This is a genomic window from Ralstonia sp. ASV6, assembly GCF_016429285.1.
GTDB lineage: Bacteria > Pseudomonadota > Gammaproteobacteria > Burkholderiales > Burkholderiaceae > Ralstonia > Ralstonia flaminis.
Map to the genome: position 1 here is coordinate 1 of NZ_JAELUI010000127.1, position 15605 is coordinate 15605.

The 15605-nt window shown below is 58.5% G+C and carries 15 protein-coding genes; 4 read left to right on the plus strand and 11 right to left on the minus strand.

Features of this window, described 5'->3' with window-relative positions; translation table 11 throughout:
* Positions 1 to 38: 38 nt before the first annotated feature.
* The 3 genes from JHD73_RS21220 to JHD73_RS21230 form a co-directional block, all read right to left on the minus strand.
* A complete protein-coding gene (locus JHD73_RS21220; protein ID WP_199032179.1) occupies positions 39 to 887 on the minus strand; it encodes a hypothetical protein in 849 nt (282 codons plus the stop codon).
* Positions 888 to 923: 36 nt separating this feature from the next.
* The gene (locus tag JHD73_RS21225; protein WP_233177095.1) at positions 924 to 1430 is read right to left on the minus strand and encodes a phospholipase D family protein; all 507 of its coding nucleotides are present in this window, start codon (positions 1428 to 1430) and stop codon (positions 924 to 926) included.
* A 92-nt stretch (positions 1431 to 1522) separates the two neighbouring features.
* Entirely contained in the window at positions 1523 to 2194 is a 672-nt protein-coding gene (locus tag JHD73_RS21230) for a hypothetical protein (RefSeq protein ID WP_199032181.1), read from the minus strand.
* Between the two features lie 27 nt (positions 2195 to 2221).
* Here JHD73_RS21230 and JHD73_RS21235 point away from each other — a divergent pair, with 27 nt between their 5' ends.
* From JHD73_RS21235 to JHD73_RS21245, 3 genes are all read left to right on the plus strand, one after another.
* A complete protein-coding gene (locus tag JHD73_RS21235; protein WP_199032182.1) occupies positions 2222 to 2617 on the plus strand; it encodes a hypothetical protein in 396 nt (131 codons plus the stop codon).
* A 231-nt stretch (positions 2618 to 2848) separates the two neighbouring features.
* On the plus strand, positions 2849 to 4321 hold the full coding sequence (locus tag JHD73_RS21240) for a hypothetical protein (RefSeq protein WP_199032183.1): 1473 nt from the start codon (positions 2849 to 2851) through the stop codon (positions 4319 to 4321).
* A 26-nt stretch (positions 4322 to 4347) separates the two neighbouring features.
* Entirely contained in the window at positions 4348 to 5784 is a 1437-nt protein-coding gene (locus JHD73_RS21245) for an ankyrin repeat domain-containing protein (RefSeq protein ID WP_199032184.1), read from the plus strand.
* A gap of 386 nt (positions 5785 to 6170) precedes the next feature.
* Here the strand turns inward: JHD73_RS21245 and JHD73_RS21250 are convergent, their stop codons facing one another.
* From JHD73_RS21250 to JHD73_RS21270, 5 genes are all read right to left on the minus strand, one after another.
* On the minus strand, positions 6171 to 6962 hold the full coding sequence (locus JHD73_RS21250; RefSeq protein ID WP_199032185.1) for a hypothetical protein: 792 nt from the start codon (positions 6960 to 6962) through the stop codon (positions 6171 to 6173).
* A gap of 23 nt (positions 6963 to 6985) precedes the next feature.
* Positions 6986 to 8242 (minus strand): hypothetical protein, encoded by a 1257-nt coding sequence (locus tag JHD73_RS21255; RefSeq protein ID WP_199032186.1) that lies wholly within the window; start codon positions 8240 to 8242, stop codon positions 6986 to 6988.
* A 25-nt stretch (positions 8243 to 8267) separates the two neighbouring features.
* Positions 8268 to 9293 carry a hypothetical protein gene (locus JHD73_RS21260; protein WP_199032187.1) on the minus strand — a complete coding sequence of 342 codons (1026 nt, stop codon included), beginning with the start codon at positions 9291 to 9293 and terminating at the stop codon, positions 8268 to 8270.
* A 52-nt stretch (positions 9294 to 9345) separates the two neighbouring features.
* On the minus strand, positions 9346 to 10839 hold the full coding sequence (locus tag JHD73_RS21265) for a hypothetical protein (protein ID WP_199032188.1): 1494 nt from the start codon (positions 10837 to 10839) through the stop codon (positions 9346 to 9348).
* Positions 10840 to 10905: 66 nt separating this feature from the next.
* The gene (locus tag JHD73_RS21270; protein WP_199032189.1) at positions 10906 to 12528 is read right to left on the minus strand and encodes a hypothetical protein; all 1623 of its coding nucleotides are present in this window, start codon (positions 12526 to 12528) and stop codon (positions 10906 to 10908) included.
* Positions 12529 to 12648: 120 nt separating this feature from the next.
* Here JHD73_RS21270 and JHD73_RS21275 point away from each other — a divergent pair, with 120 nt between their 5' ends.
* On the plus strand, positions 12649 to 13026 hold the full coding sequence (locus tag JHD73_RS21275) for a helix-turn-helix domain-containing protein (protein WP_199032190.1): 378 nt from the start codon (positions 12649 to 12651) through the stop codon (positions 13024 to 13026).
* A gap of 26 nt (positions 13027 to 13052) precedes the next feature.
* Here the strand turns inward: JHD73_RS21275 and JHD73_RS21280 are convergent, their stop codons facing one another.
* The 3 genes from JHD73_RS21280 to JHD73_RS21290 are packed head-to-tail and all read right to left on the minus strand — an operon-like array spanning position 13053 to position 15420.
* Entirely contained in the window at positions 13053 to 13520 is a 468-nt protein-coding gene (locus tag JHD73_RS21280) for a hypothetical protein (protein WP_199032191.1), read from the minus strand.
* A gap of 26 nt (positions 13521 to 13546) precedes the next feature.
* Positions 13547 to 14395: a hypothetical protein gene (locus tag JHD73_RS21285; protein ID WP_199032192.1), complete on the minus strand. Its 849-nt coding sequence runs from the start codon at positions 14393 to 14395 to the stop codon at positions 13547 to 13549.
* A gap of 47 nt (positions 14396 to 14442) precedes the next feature.
* Positions 14443 to 15420, minus strand: coding sequence for a hypothetical protein (locus JHD73_RS21290; protein ID WP_199032193.1), 978 nt, complete (start codon positions 15418 to 15420; stop codon positions 14443 to 14445).
* Positions 15421 to 15605 lie beyond the last annotated feature (185 nt).

The window sequence follows — 15605 nt, forward strand, 5'->3', positions numbered from 1 at the left end:
CAATTGCGCCTCCTCTCGTGCAGCGGCAAGCGTCTGCGCTATCGCATTGAGTCAGCCTTCAACGGCTTGCCTTCCTGCGAAAGATCCTCGTTCTGTGACGAGATCGAAACCTGAATCGTGTAGGTACGACCATCTTTTGGCACGGCCGGGACAACGCTACGCAGGACCTCAGCTGGATTGGTCGAACGAGCGTTGATGCACAGGTCTTCCGTGCCTTGGCACGTAGCGACGTTGTCCAAAGCAATCGGAAGCGCAGTGCCTACGCGCGTTGGTGGCTCAGGGAGCAATGGCAGCGCGGTGGGCAACGGACGAGTGCTCTGGTCAGGCTTCTTTGGAAATGGAAATCCCGCCAGTGAGCCGGCGATGACGCCTACCCCAAGAGCGACGGCCATTGAGACAAGCAACAACACCCAATCCGGTTGTTGCTTCGCGCCACGGCTCTTCATTTCGCTGTCAGCAGGCTCAAGAGCCAAGACATCCGCAAAGCCCTTTTCGATCTCACCCCACCGACCGGATCCGAACAAGATTCGCCCTGATTCCCCGTCGATGGACAGACACTTCTTGACGCCGTCGATCAGCGCTGCCCTGGTGACCTGGTTCATGTTCACAAAGTGCACGCAGTGAAGGGTGCTGATGACCGACCGCGAAGCCTTGGCAATTTGCCGGTCCACTTTTCGCTCAGCCCACAGCCCGTCGACGGCATCATTCACCGCATCTGCGATTCGATCGAGGGGCCCAATATCAAAGTACCGACCAGTGAACATGCTCAATACGCGTTGCTTCAAAATTTCGGCCTCACCTTCGGTCCAGACAGCAGGCGTCGTCTGCTCGGCGTCGTGCGTCAGTTCTGGTGCAGCTCCGGAAATCGGCAAATCTTGAATCGTCATCTGGCTCTCCTGAAGTTGGGTGCAAGCGTTGTAGGGTCAGAAGCTCGGGCGGTAATCCACACCCAGGCTCCAGTTCCGTTCCCAATGGCGCTGGTAGATCGCTGCGAGTTGAGGGTTGCCCCAGACCACCAACGCGTTCTCACTATTGCGATGCGCTGCCGCACTGCTGAAATTGAACGAACCGGTCTCAGTTGTTTGGCTGTCCACCACGATCGTCTTGTCGTGGTGGATTGCAAAGACGCTCACGGTCCGAACAGGAATGCCCGCCGTCACAAGCGCGCCGAGCGCTGCACGGGCTTTTCCAGATCTATCCTCAGAAAGGTTGTTTTTTGCATCCGCCACGACGGCAATGTCGACGCCCCGCTTGCGGGCGCGCAAGAGCGCCTCTGTCACTGGCGCGCTGGTAAAGCTGTAGGCAAGGATGCGCACGGATCGGATCGCTGAATCAATGGCACGAACGACCAACGCCTCTGCACCCTCGTCAGGCGAAAACGCCACTTCGATCGTCCCTGCGGGTGGCACCTGCGGCGTTCGAGACTGCATGGCAGTGCCGACACGCCCTTCCAGCTCCGACAGGAGGGATGGCGATTTCGCCAGCGCGCCTGCGGAGAAAACGGCACCACACAACAAAGTAATCAGGCAGATTCGACGCATTCTTGAGCACTCTTAAGGGATTGATGTTCGGTCGACGGCGTCGCGGTTGCGGCGCGCGTACCGTACAGGGACGGGGTCGCGGTCTTAATCAGTGTCCAGTGCCCATCTGCACAGAACACTCCGTACTCGTCGACCAGTAGGGGGATCTGTTTGGCCATGGCCTCCGCACCGTCGATCCCGCGCCAATCCGCGGCAGCGCGCAAAGCTGGAGCAACACCTGGCACCATGGAAGTCGCCAGGCGGGTGGGCTGCTCACCTTCCAAACGATGAAAGAGGAACTGCCGAGCTTGCGCAGCAACATCAAGCGCATCATTTCCAATCGACGTGTCGCTGAAGATGACGCTGTGCCCGACAGATCGAAGGCGTGCCGGCAAGCCGCCAAGCCCGATGGCCCGTCCCTCGTAGGCAGCGACGGTCTGGTTGAAAATGATCAGAAGACTGTGCGCGCTCGCGCTGGCGCGCTCTGTCAATGCGTGTAGCACGCCAGCCATGCGCAAACGTGTCAGCTGCTGGAGATGGCCGCTCTCGGCCGCATCGCGCTCGGGCACACAGTGGCCAATTCCGCCGCGGGTGGTGATTGTCTCGACAACCGCCTCATCCCCGCGAAGAAAGTCCGTCGTTCTCGCGTACTGGACTCTTTGGCGAGCAGCCATTCTTCTCAACGCCGTGACGACTCGCGCATGGTATCGACTGTCGACCCACAGGACTGCCCCACCTTTCTGGAGCACCTGCTCGACAAGCGCCAAGAGCGCAAACGAACGGCCAGAGCCAGTAGCACCGAGGCTACGCAAGAACAAGGGTGCACGAGCGGAAATTGGCAGTTCACCCGCCTTTCCGACGATCAAAGAATCAATGCGTGTGCGACGCCCCACGTGCGCCAGCTCGCCACCGATCGGCGGTATCTCATCGATTCCTGTCATCGCAACGAGACCTCACTCTGGATCCAGCCGGAGCCGGTGCGCGCCGCATCGATAGCAACGCTCGCGCTGACCGGACTGGTCATATTGCCCATCACACTCCACCCGCAGCCAGTCAGGCCCGAGCAGCTCGCACTTCAACCCGTCGAGCGCATCTGATGCGCGGCACATGGTCGGAACGGCACCAATCTTCGACATAGCAATTCAATTCACAGCCACGGGGAGCCTGCCGCACGCCCGTTGCGATCTTGTTTTATATATTTTTTTGTATCCATTTGATGCTGGAATCATACCATATCGGCTTTTTTGCCTTCTATTTTGGCGTTACTTATACTTCCCAAGTGGCCGCCAACGTTCGGCCGCCTCAACATTCAAAGGGTGGACGCAGCGATGACTCCGGACGATTTCCCCAAGCTTTTGGCTAGCCTGCAGAGCAGGCATCACTATGGCGAGGTCTTCAAACGTTCAGTGATCGATGTCCAGACTGCTCTGGAAGTGGGGCAGATCCCGAACGCACGTTGGAATGAGGTCAAAGAGAGCCTCAATCGCGCGCTGGAAGAAGCATTCGAAGTCCTGGTGCGCAACCCACACTTCTATTCGCGCCATGGTGAATTGCCAGAGGAGATCCTCGATCTGTGCTTTGCGAGCGGCCCGCAGTTGCACAACCTCTCGGCGTGGGACAAGCGCATGGCCAAGTTCACGCTTGATCATCCAGCAGCTCATGCCATTCGAGCCTTCTTGGACGAAGCGAGACCACTCGGTGAAGCGGCTGTCTCTCTGAAAGACAAGGTCGTCAAACGTGTCGTCAAGCCCGTCGAAGAACAGGAGGAGCGTTTCGTCCCCAAACAGGCATCCTCGGCCTCCCTGCAACTGGTGCGCTCGGCACTTGAGGCGATCACTCACGATGCCTATGAAGCGCTACGCGAAGCTCATGTCCATGAGCTCACCAGACTATTGAACCGATATATGACGGCTCAGGCCGCCTCGAAGGAGCGCCTGAGCCCATTCGAGTTCTACATGCACCGCGACAACCTGGATTCTGCCGGGTACGACATCTGTTCCAAATGCACCAAGCAGAAAGGGCCCACGCTAAGCGCACGATACGAGCTTGTGCCAAACTTCGATGCGCTGATCCGTGATCAAGCGGAAAGGTTCGCGAGGAAAATCCAAAACTCATTTGTCAACAAGAACCTGGCGAAGCTCGCTTCAATCGTTGATGCGAAGCGCAACCTTGCATCCGTAGAACGCGTGGGGTATCACATCTCACTGGAAGGGCTCCGAGGCACTCTGCGGCTGACCTTCGACGACGGCGCACGATGCGACGCCCAGAACTCTGTGGTGCTCTCTCGCAGTTCGCGCGGGAAGCGCTTCCTCCGGTTTCCGTTGACGTTTCACAACGTCCGCATGCCGGACGGTGCTGCCATGAAGCAACCGTCCGAGGAGAAGATGAACAACGAGTTTGCCGGGCGCTACTACGGCACGATCCAGGCGCCCGCGTCCGAGCGAAGCATGCTCGTATCGTTCGGTCTCTCTCTTGGGCCCTATGACAGCAAGAACGGGCGTTTCCCAGCAGAAGCCAGCTGGGAAGCTAAGCAACGGCTGGAGGAATTCTCCCGCGACTTCGTCAGCGAGCTGCATCAGCGCGCATTCAAGCCTCACGACGAGATGACCAACGATGAGCTTCGCAATGAGCTCAAGTGGTGCGAATGGATCGAACAAACGGGCAGCCCTGCTCAGCTGCGCGAAGCCAAAGAGATCCAGGCCCGAGTGCAAGAGATCCTCGACAAAGCCGCGCAAAAGAACGCCTTCGCCAATGCCCGCGCGTCTCGAACCGCGGAATCAAACGAATCTGAACCCCTTTGACCCCATTCACAACCAGGAGGGCCACCATGGCCACGCGAAATTTGACAACTGACCTCCAAGATCAACTGAAACATCTGGGTCTCAGCACCAGCGTGCGCTGCGATCGCGATGGCCGGTGTACTGTTGGCTTGGAGGGGGATGATCGACAACCAAGCAACATTCCCCCGCTCCTCGACCACCTGCGGCTCGCGGGCTTCATTGCCGAGTCGAACAGCGTGCCAGGCGCAGTCGATGAGTTCCTCGTCGAGATACCAGCGGCACCGGCACTCACGCACGCAATCGCAACCGACCGTCTCGAACTCGCAAAGGCACTGATCGCGCACGGCGCGGACGTCAATGCTGTCGACGCGTCTGGACGAACGGCTTTGCACTTCGCTTCCAGACGCAACGCTGTAGCGCTGTTGATCGCCGCAGGAGCCGACATCAACCACGCTTCGAAGGACAGCGGCACGACACCGCTGATCGAAGCCGTTAAACGCGGCCGCACCGAAGCCGTGGGTGCCCTTCTGTCTTGCCGCCCGGACCTGGACCGCTACGATGCATCCGGGTTCGCAGCCACGCACTACGCCGCCACGCGCGAGCCCGAAGTCGCTTATCTCCTTTACAAGGTCGGCGCCAACTTTGATCTTCAGAATGCCGAGGGTGAAACCGCCCGCGCGATCTTCGAGCGGCACGCTCAGGTCCGGTCCCTTGAACGCACAATGCAGGAACTGGAATCCATCTTCGGCCCGCGGGCCGAAGCTCTTCGAGCGACTGTGACAGAGCAAGTCGCAGCGGCACAGGAGACTTCGCGAGACGCCAAGATCGAAGCACTTTGTGAAGATGGTGTTGCCGTCTATCAGGTCGGCAATGTGTTCGAAACCGACGCCGAAGGCAAACCGATCCCGGACGAGGATCGAGAGAAGTGGTTTGTCTCGACGCTGATGGACTCTCCTCTGGCAGCGACCGGTACCAAAATCCCTCTCGCCGCCACGGAACAGGAGGCCTGGGATCTAGCGATCCAGCACCTCACTGTCGATCGCGCACCCGAAGTTGCGCGCAGCACCAGGGAGCATGTATCCGCGTACTACGGCACGATCGAGGCGGGGTCTGAAGAACGTAACTTCCTCGCATCACTCAACATCTTGCCGGCCGCCTACGACAGCAGTCTTCGAGGCTTCCCGGTCAAGGTGGAAACGCACAAGGCTGTCGACGTCATCCAATACCTCAGTGCGTTCAAGTACGCATTCACGCTGCATGCGTTCGACGGCGGCGTACCGACAATGGAACGCTCCGCGGACAACGAGAAGAAGCTCCTCGCCTACACAGCTCATCTCCGATACGAGGCGGCCACATGCACTGATCCCGACCGCCTGGCAGACCTTCATCAGGAGTTGGCGCGCTCTCGCGCCACCGTCACTCAGACTCAGCTCGCCAGCGCAACCGTGGTGGCGCCGGAAGCTACCGAAGAGCCATCACTTTGAAGACCGCAAGGGGCGCACAAGCGCCCCTTGCCTATTTTTTGACACGGGCGAAAGAAGCCAGCCAGCACAAGGGTTTTGTGAAACTTGTCCACAGGCCAGTGTTTATAACTGCGCCCTAACCGAAGAGCGTCAGTGACGACGGTGCACAGCCCAAACCGTAAAAAAAAAACGCCGCCCGAGGGTGAGGGGCGGCTGAGAAGGGGGGAGTATCGGCCCAGAAAAGCCATGGGGTGCGTCAGGGAGGGAAAGCACACCAAATCTGCGACCGACGGCTAGATCATACACAACTTTACGAAAAAGATCCATAAACAATTATTTTTTTGTATCCGTCTTTGCACTTCAAACAATGAATCGACGGAAAACTGCGCCTTTGTCCAATCGTGCATCTAAGGTTCCATGGACGAGCAGCTAGCCTCCTCGTTTCCATCAAGATCGAAGAAAGCCGCCTCGGAGCCAATCATTGCTGCTTCCTGTTCAACTTGTTCGCGCGCAAGTGGAGCACTCGAAACGATCGTCAATCCACCGCCGAGATACTGTCCGTCATCACACTCCTGTGCGATCTCCCTCAATGACATCGAGGCGAAATCGACTTCGAAATCGTGAAGAACGGTGTATTGGATCACCGTCTTGTGAACATCAGTGACCGCTACCTCCGGGTTGTTCGGCCTACCCTGCTCGCCCTTCGACACGTCCCAGAGCCCAGCCGTAGAATAGGCCAACGGGACCAGAGTGCTATCAGCGTCCCAATACACGAACCGCACACCTTCTCGCTGCGCCTGGGAATGCGCCTCGGATTGATCCAGCCAATCAATGCGGCCTGAGAGACTGAAGTAGCAGCCCATCCCGAGGCCACTGTATCGGTACAACCCAGGAAGCACTACAGCACGCAACTCGCTGTCCCTACCGAAATCAACCGTGTCGCCGAGCTTCCACGTGTCGTCGTGCGCCCCAAGCAGCAACGGTGTTCGCGACCTCTCCGGCGCTGCATCCAGTACCCGTCGTGCATCTTCGACGGCGAGCCGGATCTCCTTTTCACGCTCACCAGGTGGCAAGTCGACTTTCGCCAGCTGGGCCCACACCCGCTCCACGCGGCTGCCATCAGGGTCCTCGCCGATCGCGGACAAGGCGCTCAAAACCTCTTCCCGAGTCGCCTTTGCAAGCTGCTTGTTCTCAGTCACGTCTTGATCCTCTCTTCCGGACTTCACAGATCCAGCGACGTCGTTTCCACCGACGGTGCGGCACGCTGGTCTCTTCCGAGCGACGGAACCATGTCGATACGGAACGAATTGCTCGGGTAGCGTTTGACAGCCTCATCGAGCGCAGACTGAGCCTCCCCTTCGTTGCCGTACCGCAATGCCATGTCAAGATCTCTGGTACGCGGCGGGTAGACGCTGACCTCCCCGTCGTCCTCATCGCTCTCAAGCGTGAGATATCCCCGCGGCTCATCGGGGTAAATCAAGATGACGAAGTCGTGCCCTGCCCTCTGCTCCTTGGAAGCAGCTGCGAGGATGCCTGCCGCGACGAGCTGCCGTTCGATTTCGAGCACGGCTACAGACCGTCGCTCCTCAGCGCCCACCAGGGCTGAACCAGTGACATCGTCGAACCGATCGCGGTCGATCAGTTCGAGAAGCTCGTCGGCGATGTGTCCGATCCCCGCCGGATGGCGGGCCAAAACGCTTTCGATCGCATCCACGGGATCAGCGCTGTGTTGCCCGTGGATGCGCATGCCAGCGTCCGATAGCGCTTGGACCAGTGGCAGCGTTGAACTGATTGCCAATTCGAGATCTTTTTGATCGGATTCGTCTTCCTCTGCCGTTTCTCGCTCTTCCAGGAGATCGGAAAGAGCAACCCGCCATTGACCACCTGCCGCAGCGTCACGAAGCATTTCGATGACCCTGTGTCGCATGCGGAGAATTGCCGCATTGCCGTAACTTCCCGTATGGCGCTCATTGGCCAATCGAAGCTTTTCGGTCGCGTCGTCGAACGCAACCTGAATGCGAGGATCCCGAAAGACATTGAGCCCACGGAACGACATTTCCGCCGCTTTCTTGACAGCCTTCTCCACCGTCAGCCATGAGAAGTCCGGGTATTCGAACCCCGGTCCAGCTAGGTCGCGAAGAGCAGTCGAGAACTCCGCATCAACGTCGTAGAGATCGGCGACCCTGTCCTTCGGTGCGTATTCAGACAGCACCTCCTTTGCGCGCTCGTGAGCATCGATCTTGTCGCGGAGATCGCCGCCCGATAGCTGCTCGACCATGCTCTTAGCTGCGATCCGCGAACACGCTTCGTACACTGCCTCGCGAGTCGCGATGGACCGAACGCCTTCACGCGATGTTCCATTGGCGAGCTCCGCGTGCACAGCTTCAACGCGACTCCCATTCGGGTCTTCGCCGATGGAAACCAGAATCGCCAATACCTCGTCCTTCGTGATCCCACTATTTGATATCGGTTGAGTCATAACGTTCTCCAGATGCTCTGACTGGTCACATCTCAGGGCTGGCAGCGTTCTCGAAATCCGCCGCCTCTGCCACAACATCGGCCAGAAGTTCCGCATTGCATCCGTCGCAATACAAGGCACCGTTGAACCACGCGAAACACTTAGAGTCGTGCTGCTCGTTCATTTGCTGTTTCAACAACTTCACCATCTCATCAATCGGTACCGCTTGGGTGCGGACTTCCGCATCGACGTTCTTCGGAACGGCCACATACCAAAAGTCGTGCCTTCCGACGTGAAGATGCGACATGCCAGGCTTCCACTGACTTGCACCACTCCATGAGTCGGGGAATGCATACACGCGGACGTCCTCAACATCTTCTTCCTCACAAAGGGTGCGAAGTCGCAGAATGCGCGAAACGAATTCTGGCGTCAGTTTGACAGTCGCAAACTCCGCATCGGGAAATTCGTGCGACGTGAAAGCTTCGACGTGCAGCGTCGCTGCCTGAAAATCAAGCTCGCTTAAATCGCATTTCCGCTGCATTGCAGGCTGGCGTGCGGAGTACCTCTCCAGCCCTTCACCCTGCAACAATGCGTCGACCTGCGCAATGACTTGCGCTCCCTTGTTTCTTCCGATCTCCGGCACGTAGCCATCGTAGATCGCTCGAAACTCGTGCTTACCGCCCATCACCTCTCGGTACTGGCAGACAATATTCGTTTCTTCAGCAATCTCTTGCAGAATGTCGTCAAGAAGACTGGTGCTATCAAACAGTTCCCATGAACTTGCGGTATCCAAAAGCACTCTCAAGGCCGCCCCGAAATGAGCAGGTTGCCCACCCGCTTCCGCTGCAGCCTTGATCGCGTGGAAGGGATTGTCGAACCAATCAGTCCATGTGAACTGCTCTTGGAGTCGCTCGCGCTTTTGCGCCTCCTCCACAGCTTGGCGAATTGCTGTTTCGTGGTCGCCAGAAGGTAGTGGCTGCGCGAGCACACGCAGGTGGATTGCATCGACTCTGCTGCTGTTCGGATCTTCCCCGAGTTCCGCCAAGGTTTGCAGGATCTCGCCTTTGGTCACTTTAAATCGCATTTTCGATTGATTCACAATTGTTTCGCTTTGATTTCTTGTTTCAGAATGGCGTAGCCATACTCTGCATCTCTACGCGATAGGCTTCTTCCTCGCGCGCAACCAACGCCTTCCCTGCCGGCGTATTGAGCAGCGCGGCCAACTCCGCCTCCAATTTCGAAAGACGCATTCCAGCGTCTTGAAGATCCACCCCCTGACCAGGGCCGGCATCCCCGTACAACGCCGTTTCCGACTTGTACTGCGTGAGCATGTCGGCATAGCTCTCGCTCGCCGCGTCAATGTGTTCGCGCAGGTCTGCGACTTGCTGCTCGAAGCTGGGCGGCACGTTGCCGACAGCGTCCGGTTGCCACGCCAGCATCTCTTTGCTCACCTCGTCACCGTGCTGCCAGAGGAAGCCAAAGTGATTCGGCGCGGCCTTTGACACACCCGGCGCATAGTCGACGCCGGCATCCTGGGCCAAAAGCTTCCATCCATACATCGCGCTGGCGCGCATATGCACGCTGTCACGGCGACGCTCTGTCGTGCGGTAGACCTCGTACACGGATCCAGGGTCTTGGCGAACATGCTCCAGGAGCAATTGGTACCCCTTGCCTGTCAGGCGGTACCAGCCCGACGAGGCATCGCTGACGTGATACAGCGAGGTATCGTGCTTGGGGTCGACAATGTCCTTGCCGGGCCGCATGTCCGTCATCTCCACGAAAAGCGCAGCAGCGACATCCGCCGGGAATTTCTTCAGGCTAGCGTCCAAGGTGCGCAGCACTGGCGCAAAGAGTTCGCGCGCCAAATCGCGCGCCTCACGCTTGGCCGGCAGGTCCGTATTGTCGGCAGCCTCGTAGAGGCCTTCGGTTAGCCCAGATTCGATGTCTTCGATGTGAGCATCAACCATGTTCAAAACGGACTCGATGTAGGCGCACGACGGCCGCCTGTCGCTTGTACCGTCGACGTAGAACGCACGGAACTCTGCAAGATCTGCACGCTTGTCGCCCAAGTTGCGGTTCTCGTCGTGATCGTAGGTGCCATCCTCCAGGCCGCTCTCGATATCGCTGATATGTTCCTGCGCCATATCCGCCAACTTCGGAAACACCGCGGCCAGGGGCGAGTGCTGGTAGATGTCGGTGATCTTGAGACCAGCATTGCGCGCGTGCGTCGCAATATTCATCACCAAGCCCTGCCCCACGCAACCAATCAATGCGCGCTCCGTTTCCCCTTCGGAAACGCTCAGCACGCGCTCGGCGCACATCCGGCTAATCACAGCCTGCAGCAACTCCAGGGGCCGACGATCATCTTTGGCGATGGCGGTGGTATCGATTGCCCAGGTGCTGGACTCGCGCAGCACGCCCAGCATGCGGCCAAGTGACTCCTCCAGCCGGACGGCTTGCACAGATCGCTTGGCGAGCTCAGTGGCGTCACCAAGTTCCGGCAGCACGAACTTATTGCCTTGTTCAGTGACCGCGTTGACGCGATCCCAAGTCGGATCTTCACCGGTCGAGATAAGGGCCATGAGCACCAAATCAGGATTCAATTTGATCGAAGACATTGCGTATTCCCCCTTGAAATTCATTTCTTTGCAGAAGCGCGTTTACCGCGGCCCGCTACCGGCGGCTCAGAGTTCGAGATCCATTTCCATCCTGCGCGACACCCCTTCCTCGCGCGCGAGAAGCGCCTTCCCTGCAGGCGTTTCGAGCAACGCGGAAAGTTCAACTTTCAATCGCGAAACTTGTTCTCTCGTCGATTGGAGGGTCCCGCCCTGGCCAGGTCCTGCATCCCCGCAGAGCGCAACTTCCATCTTGTATTCGCCGAGCAGCTCGCCGTAGTTCTCGTCGATTTCAGCGATGGCATTGCGCAGTCTGTAGACCTGGTCTTCGAAAATCGAACTGGCGGCAGCTTCCAGGCACGGATTCACCGACTGTGCGATCGCGGTCACGAGCTCTTCGAGCGTTTGCCCCTTCGGATACCGTTGGCTGCCAGTGACATGGTCCGTCGACTGACCAGCCCACTGCGGCCCCGAGCTCACCCAGATATGCGAGCTGTACAGCGGCCCAGCAAACGCCCGGAATTTGAGCGTGCCTTTGCCGCTGGTGTAATGCTGTTCCGGCAGGAAGACGCGAATCTCTGCTGACACCTGAGCGGGGTCGCCAACCCGGGCATCGGCGTCCGAACTCGGGTCCCACTGCTTGGTGATGAAGAAGGACGCGCCGGACGACACGCTTTCGATCGGGCACCCCAAGAACCACTTCAACTGGTCCCGCGGAACGTTCCACGTGTGGCCATCAGGTAGCTGAATCGCGTCTTGGAGCAGTGCCTGGATCCGCTTGAACTGCTCAGTGATGCTTGCTTGGAGTTCGCTTTTCGTCGGCAGCGGTGAGGAGACTTGGCCAGTTCGGAGGTCATATCGATCGCCGGTGACTACATTCACCACACGCGCATCGGGGCCAAAGTTCGCTCGCATCTCGGCAAGCTCTTCATCACCCGGCTTTCGCCCGTCGTTCTGCGCGCGATAGTCAGCAAGAAACTGCTTCGTCTCTGCAACGCGGGCTTCGGTACTCTTGGCAGGATCAAACGGCTTGCCAAGGAATGCCCACAGGTCGAGGATCTCTTGCGGCGGCACCCGTCCATTGGAGTTCCAGCGGACCACACCATCGGTTACCGCGGCGTCTGACTCGAACCCGACAGCGTTCTGCACCGGCTCTGCCACTTCGAAGATCCGCGCCGTGGAGAGCGCACGCACATGCGAGGAAGCCAAGATGCGCTGCGCTTCGGCTTCGCCCAGGCGGGTTTCCAACGTTTCCCGGCAAAGACAGGCCTGCACCAGCACGCCCAAGACCTGAGAGCGTTCCAGGCGAGCCGGGATTTCGGCGGCGACCACCACAGCGTGGACTTGCTCTACCCGCGAAGGGGTTGGATCCACTCCCAGTTCAGCAAGGGTTCCGGCAACCTCTTCAAGAGATGCTGTCGGGGCAAGATTCGGGTTCGCAGGTGTCGACATGAGAACGATGGGCGGAGGCGCCCAAAAAGAGTCTGTTCGATGCCGAAAATTTACGCGATACCAAATTTCAAGGCAAAACAAAGGCTTTTTTTTGATTTTTTGTCGTTTTTTGATGCTGTTTGCTATCTTTTTTCGGAACCAAAGGCCGGAAGACGGGACCAGCAGAGAGCCGTCGAAGCCTGCGCAGCAGGCGGTCTTGGAAACAAGGAAATAGCGAGAAAGAGTCTTTCCGCCTTTCATGGAATCGCTTTGCGCCAGAGTTGGCGCGACTGGCCTACCACGGGGCTACCAAGGTTTGCGAATGATGGCAATTGCAGCTAGGCTCGCTGGAATCCGAATCAAACTTGTGAGACAGCTTCCATGAGTTCGCTAGGCGACTTCATACGGGCCAGGCGGAAGGCTCTCGGCATCAGCCAAACCACATTGGCGGTACGCATCGGCGTGGACGACACCTACATAAGCGCTGTGGAAACTGGGAAGAGGACCCCAGACAGCGAGCACTTTCTCGACTCGCTTGCGGCAGCGCTTGAACTCACCGCCGAAATGAAGCCAGAGCTGCATGCCGTCGCGCGCAAATCCCAGCGGCTATTTCGCCTTCCAGCTGAAATCTCGGCATGCAAACACGAGGTCATTCAAGCATTGGCGATGGACACGACCCTCACCGATGAAGACATAAAAATCTTCGCGGACCTTCATGCCGCGCTCATCCGTAGACGTAGTCCACGTGACACGGCATAGGGCGAGTTCTGCCTGGTCGCGCTGGATCAACCAGCCATGCCCGGATCAGTGGCCCGAGCCTCATCCGGTTGACGCTCGACAAGACGAAGGGACCGCCCCCAGGCAGTCTTCAATCGCTCCAAAACACGCTCGTGATGCGCACGCTCCGCCTCTGTGCTGGCAGCCTCTAAACCGTATTGGTGAAAGTTGGAGAGCGCCTCAATCTGAGCAGCCCCAAGTGAAGCCGGACCACCGATCAGATCCATTTCGTGATCGACCAGCTGCACCTCCACTGCAACGGCACCGCCGCTGATTGAGCACAGCCCCAGCACATCGCTGTGGCGGCTCTCGGGGTAACGCACAGCACAAACAACGTGGTCTTCGCTGCTTTGGTGCGCGCCCACAGGATCGTCGCGGAGGATGAGCTGCACGCCTCGGTTGCGCAGCTCATCCTGGAACATGGGGTGAAATTCAGCGACCCCATAAAAAAACCGCTTGTCGGACGACACGATCATGAGCTCGCGCGAATCACTGCGATGTGTCAGATGTCGAGCGAAGGCGGGCGGTATTCGTTGACACCGGCCAGCGTGATACCCGCTTCTCGGCATGCCGTCATTGCCAGGAGATCACGCTCCTTTGCCTGCTCGCAAACGAACTGATATGCCTCGACGTCCGAGGCGAACTTGCCACCGGGAGCCGCAAGAATGCTCAGCCCCATCGTGCCGTCGTTTGCCGGGGCGAGCTGCCAACCTTGGCGCTTCGCAACATTGGCCTTTTCCTGCGTCCAGACCTGGTCGCGCTCGCCAACGGTCTTGAGAGCAATGTCACCCTCGCAGATGGCCTGCAGCTTGTTGTCGCACTCACTACCGCGCGGGAAGGGAACCTTCTCGCAAGTAGCACGGAAGATCAGACGCAGCGCATCTGTCGTTCGATTGAGCGCGTTGAGGAGCATCAGCTGGTTTTCTGCCTTCGGAAGGCCGTATTTTTCCAAGAAGCTCTTCACCTCACCCAGCTGCGCGGCCTGGTGGTTCAGGCCGCGCTGAGCGAAATCATCCTGGGCCGCGGTGACGAGCTCACCCAGCTTGATCAGGGCATCGTTGCTTGGTGCAGGCTGTACGGCTTCGAGCACCGCTTTGTAGTCCGGAACCATATCGAGAGGCATCAGGTTGTCGTTGGGGATCGGCATTGCGCCGATGCCATCGGTGGGCGATTTGTTGCCTTGCTGATCCACCATCCAGACGCTGGACGTACCTTGCTCTTGGTGGCGCTCAGCCACCACCGCATACGGGTAGTCAGGATTAGTCGGAAAAGCATTGACGAAGACACGCCCCTGTTTGAGCGCGGCCGCCATGTCGACCTGGTGTTGGCTCAGCTCGATCGGCTGCGTCATGATTACTATCCCCCAGTGATTTTTGATGTATTCAGAGCTGCCGGCGCTCAGGGCGACGGACCCGCGTACGGATCGATGGCGCGCGGCGCGTTGTGCGTCATCCAAGCCTCCTCACCGCGCTGGCTACGCGAAGTGACAGCTGACTCGTATTCCCAATACGCCGCCTCATCGAGCAGCCTGTCGGATTTGGCCATCAGACCTTGCTCACGCAGATGGTTGGCCAGGCCCTTCACGTCGCGCACGTTGTCCATGAAGCCGTCCTGCACCAGATCGCACGTACCGTCATCCTCGGTTCGCACTTCGAAAATCGACTCGCCATCTTCTTGGCGAACGTCGGCATAGAACTCCCCTCGCTCATCAAGGTTCACGATGTAGCCGTAGGTGCGTTCGAGTTCGGTGCCGAACGTGGACGCCATCTGCTCGGCGTACAGAAAGCGAAAATCGTTGGCATCTTCGTTGTTCGCGACGATGAACAGGGGCTCCATCTTGTCGTACCCCTTGCGATTGCTCACGAGCTTGGTGCGCACGAGTGTCCATGCATCGCCGTGCTCGTCCTTCATCACATCGCCGATCAGCGGCTGACGGGGAGGCTCACCATCGTCGCCACCGTCGAGGTCGTTGTCCGCTTCCGGTTCGGCAGCAACGAACTCAACGCCGCCAACACGATTGCCATTGACGTCACGCAGCCCAAACTCCGTCTCGCCGGATGTCAGCTTCTTCGCCGCCTCGCGCAGAATGCGAGCAACTTCGGCACCCGGCGCATCCTCGAATGCAGCGTTACCCGTTGTGAGGTGCGCATGGATCAGCGGCTTGTCGACGAGCGCAATTTCGTCAGCGCTTTCGGTGGCGAAGAACGTGCCAACACGATTGCCATTGATGTCGTACACCTTGAACTCAAAGCCATCCAGCGAAATCGCATCTTCGATGCGGTTCGCTTGATCCTGGAAGATGCGGGCAGCTTCGAGCGGCAGTGCGCCATCTTCGAAGGCCGCGTTTCCCGTACTGAAGTAGAGGTGAATGTTCATGTTCGGTTCAGTAGCGACTTGACGTTAATCCGGGGCCGGGCCATCGTGGGAAGGGGCAGCGCTATAGCGTTCCATCAAGCGGGCGCGTTGCTCTTCGAAGAGCTCGTCACGCGCCATCTCCTGAAGCGGCTGAATAAAGTCCGTCATGTGCATCAGTCCAGGAGTGATCGACGCCAGCTCGATGT

Excerpts from the sequence above, each read along its gene's own strand:
- JHD73_RS21225 (WP_233177095.1), bottom strand. The coding sequence starts at position 1,430 with ATGCAGTCTCGAACGCCGCAGGTGCCACCCGCAGGGACGATCGAAGTG.
- JHD73_RS21245 (WP_199032184.1), top strand. The coding sequence starts at position 4,348 with ATGGCCACGCGAAATTTGACAACTGACCTCCAAGATCAACTGAAACAT.
- JHD73_RS21255 (WP_199032186.1), bottom strand. The coding sequence starts at position 8,242 with ATGACTCAACCGATATCAAATAGTGGGATCACGAAGGACGAGGTATTG.
- JHD73_RS21265 (WP_199032188.1), bottom strand. The coding sequence starts at position 10,839 with ATGTCTTCGATCAAATTGAATCCTGATTTGGTGCTCATGGCCCTTATC.
- JHD73_RS21290 (WP_199032193.1), bottom strand. The coding sequence starts at position 15,420 with ATGAACATTCACCTCTACTTCAGTACGGGAAACGCGGCCTTCGAAGAT.
- JHD73_RS21220 (WP_199032179.1), bottom strand. The coding sequence starts at position 887 with ATGACGATTCAAGATTTGCCGATTTCCGGAGCTGCACCAGAACTGACG.
- JHD73_RS21275 (WP_199032190.1), top strand. The coding sequence starts at position 12,649 with ATGAGTTCGCTAGGCGACTTCATACGGGCCAGGCGGAAGGCTCTCGGC.
- JHD73_RS21280 (WP_199032191.1), bottom strand. The coding sequence starts at position 13,520 with ATGATCGTGTCGTCCGACAAGCGGTTTTTTTATGGGGTCGCTGAATTT.
- JHD73_RS21285 (WP_199032192.1), bottom strand. The coding sequence starts at position 14,395 with ATGACGCAGCCGATCGAGCTGAGCCAACACCAGGTCGACATGGCGGCC.
- JHD73_RS21235 (WP_199032182.1), top strand. The coding sequence starts at position 2,222 with ATGGTATCGACTGTCGACCCACAGGACTGCCCCACCTTTCTGGAGCAC.
- JHD73_RS21240 (WP_199032183.1), top strand. The coding sequence starts at position 2,849 with ATGACTCCGGACGATTTCCCCAAGCTTTTGGCTAGCCTGCAGAGCAGG.
- JHD73_RS21230 (WP_199032181.1), bottom strand. The coding sequence starts at position 2,194 with ATGGCTGCTCGCCAAAGAGTCCAGTACGCGAGAACGACGGACTTTCTT.
- JHD73_RS21270 (WP_199032189.1), bottom strand. The coding sequence starts at position 12,528 with ATGAAAGGCGGAAAGACTCTTTCTCGCTATTTCCTTGTTTCCAAGACC.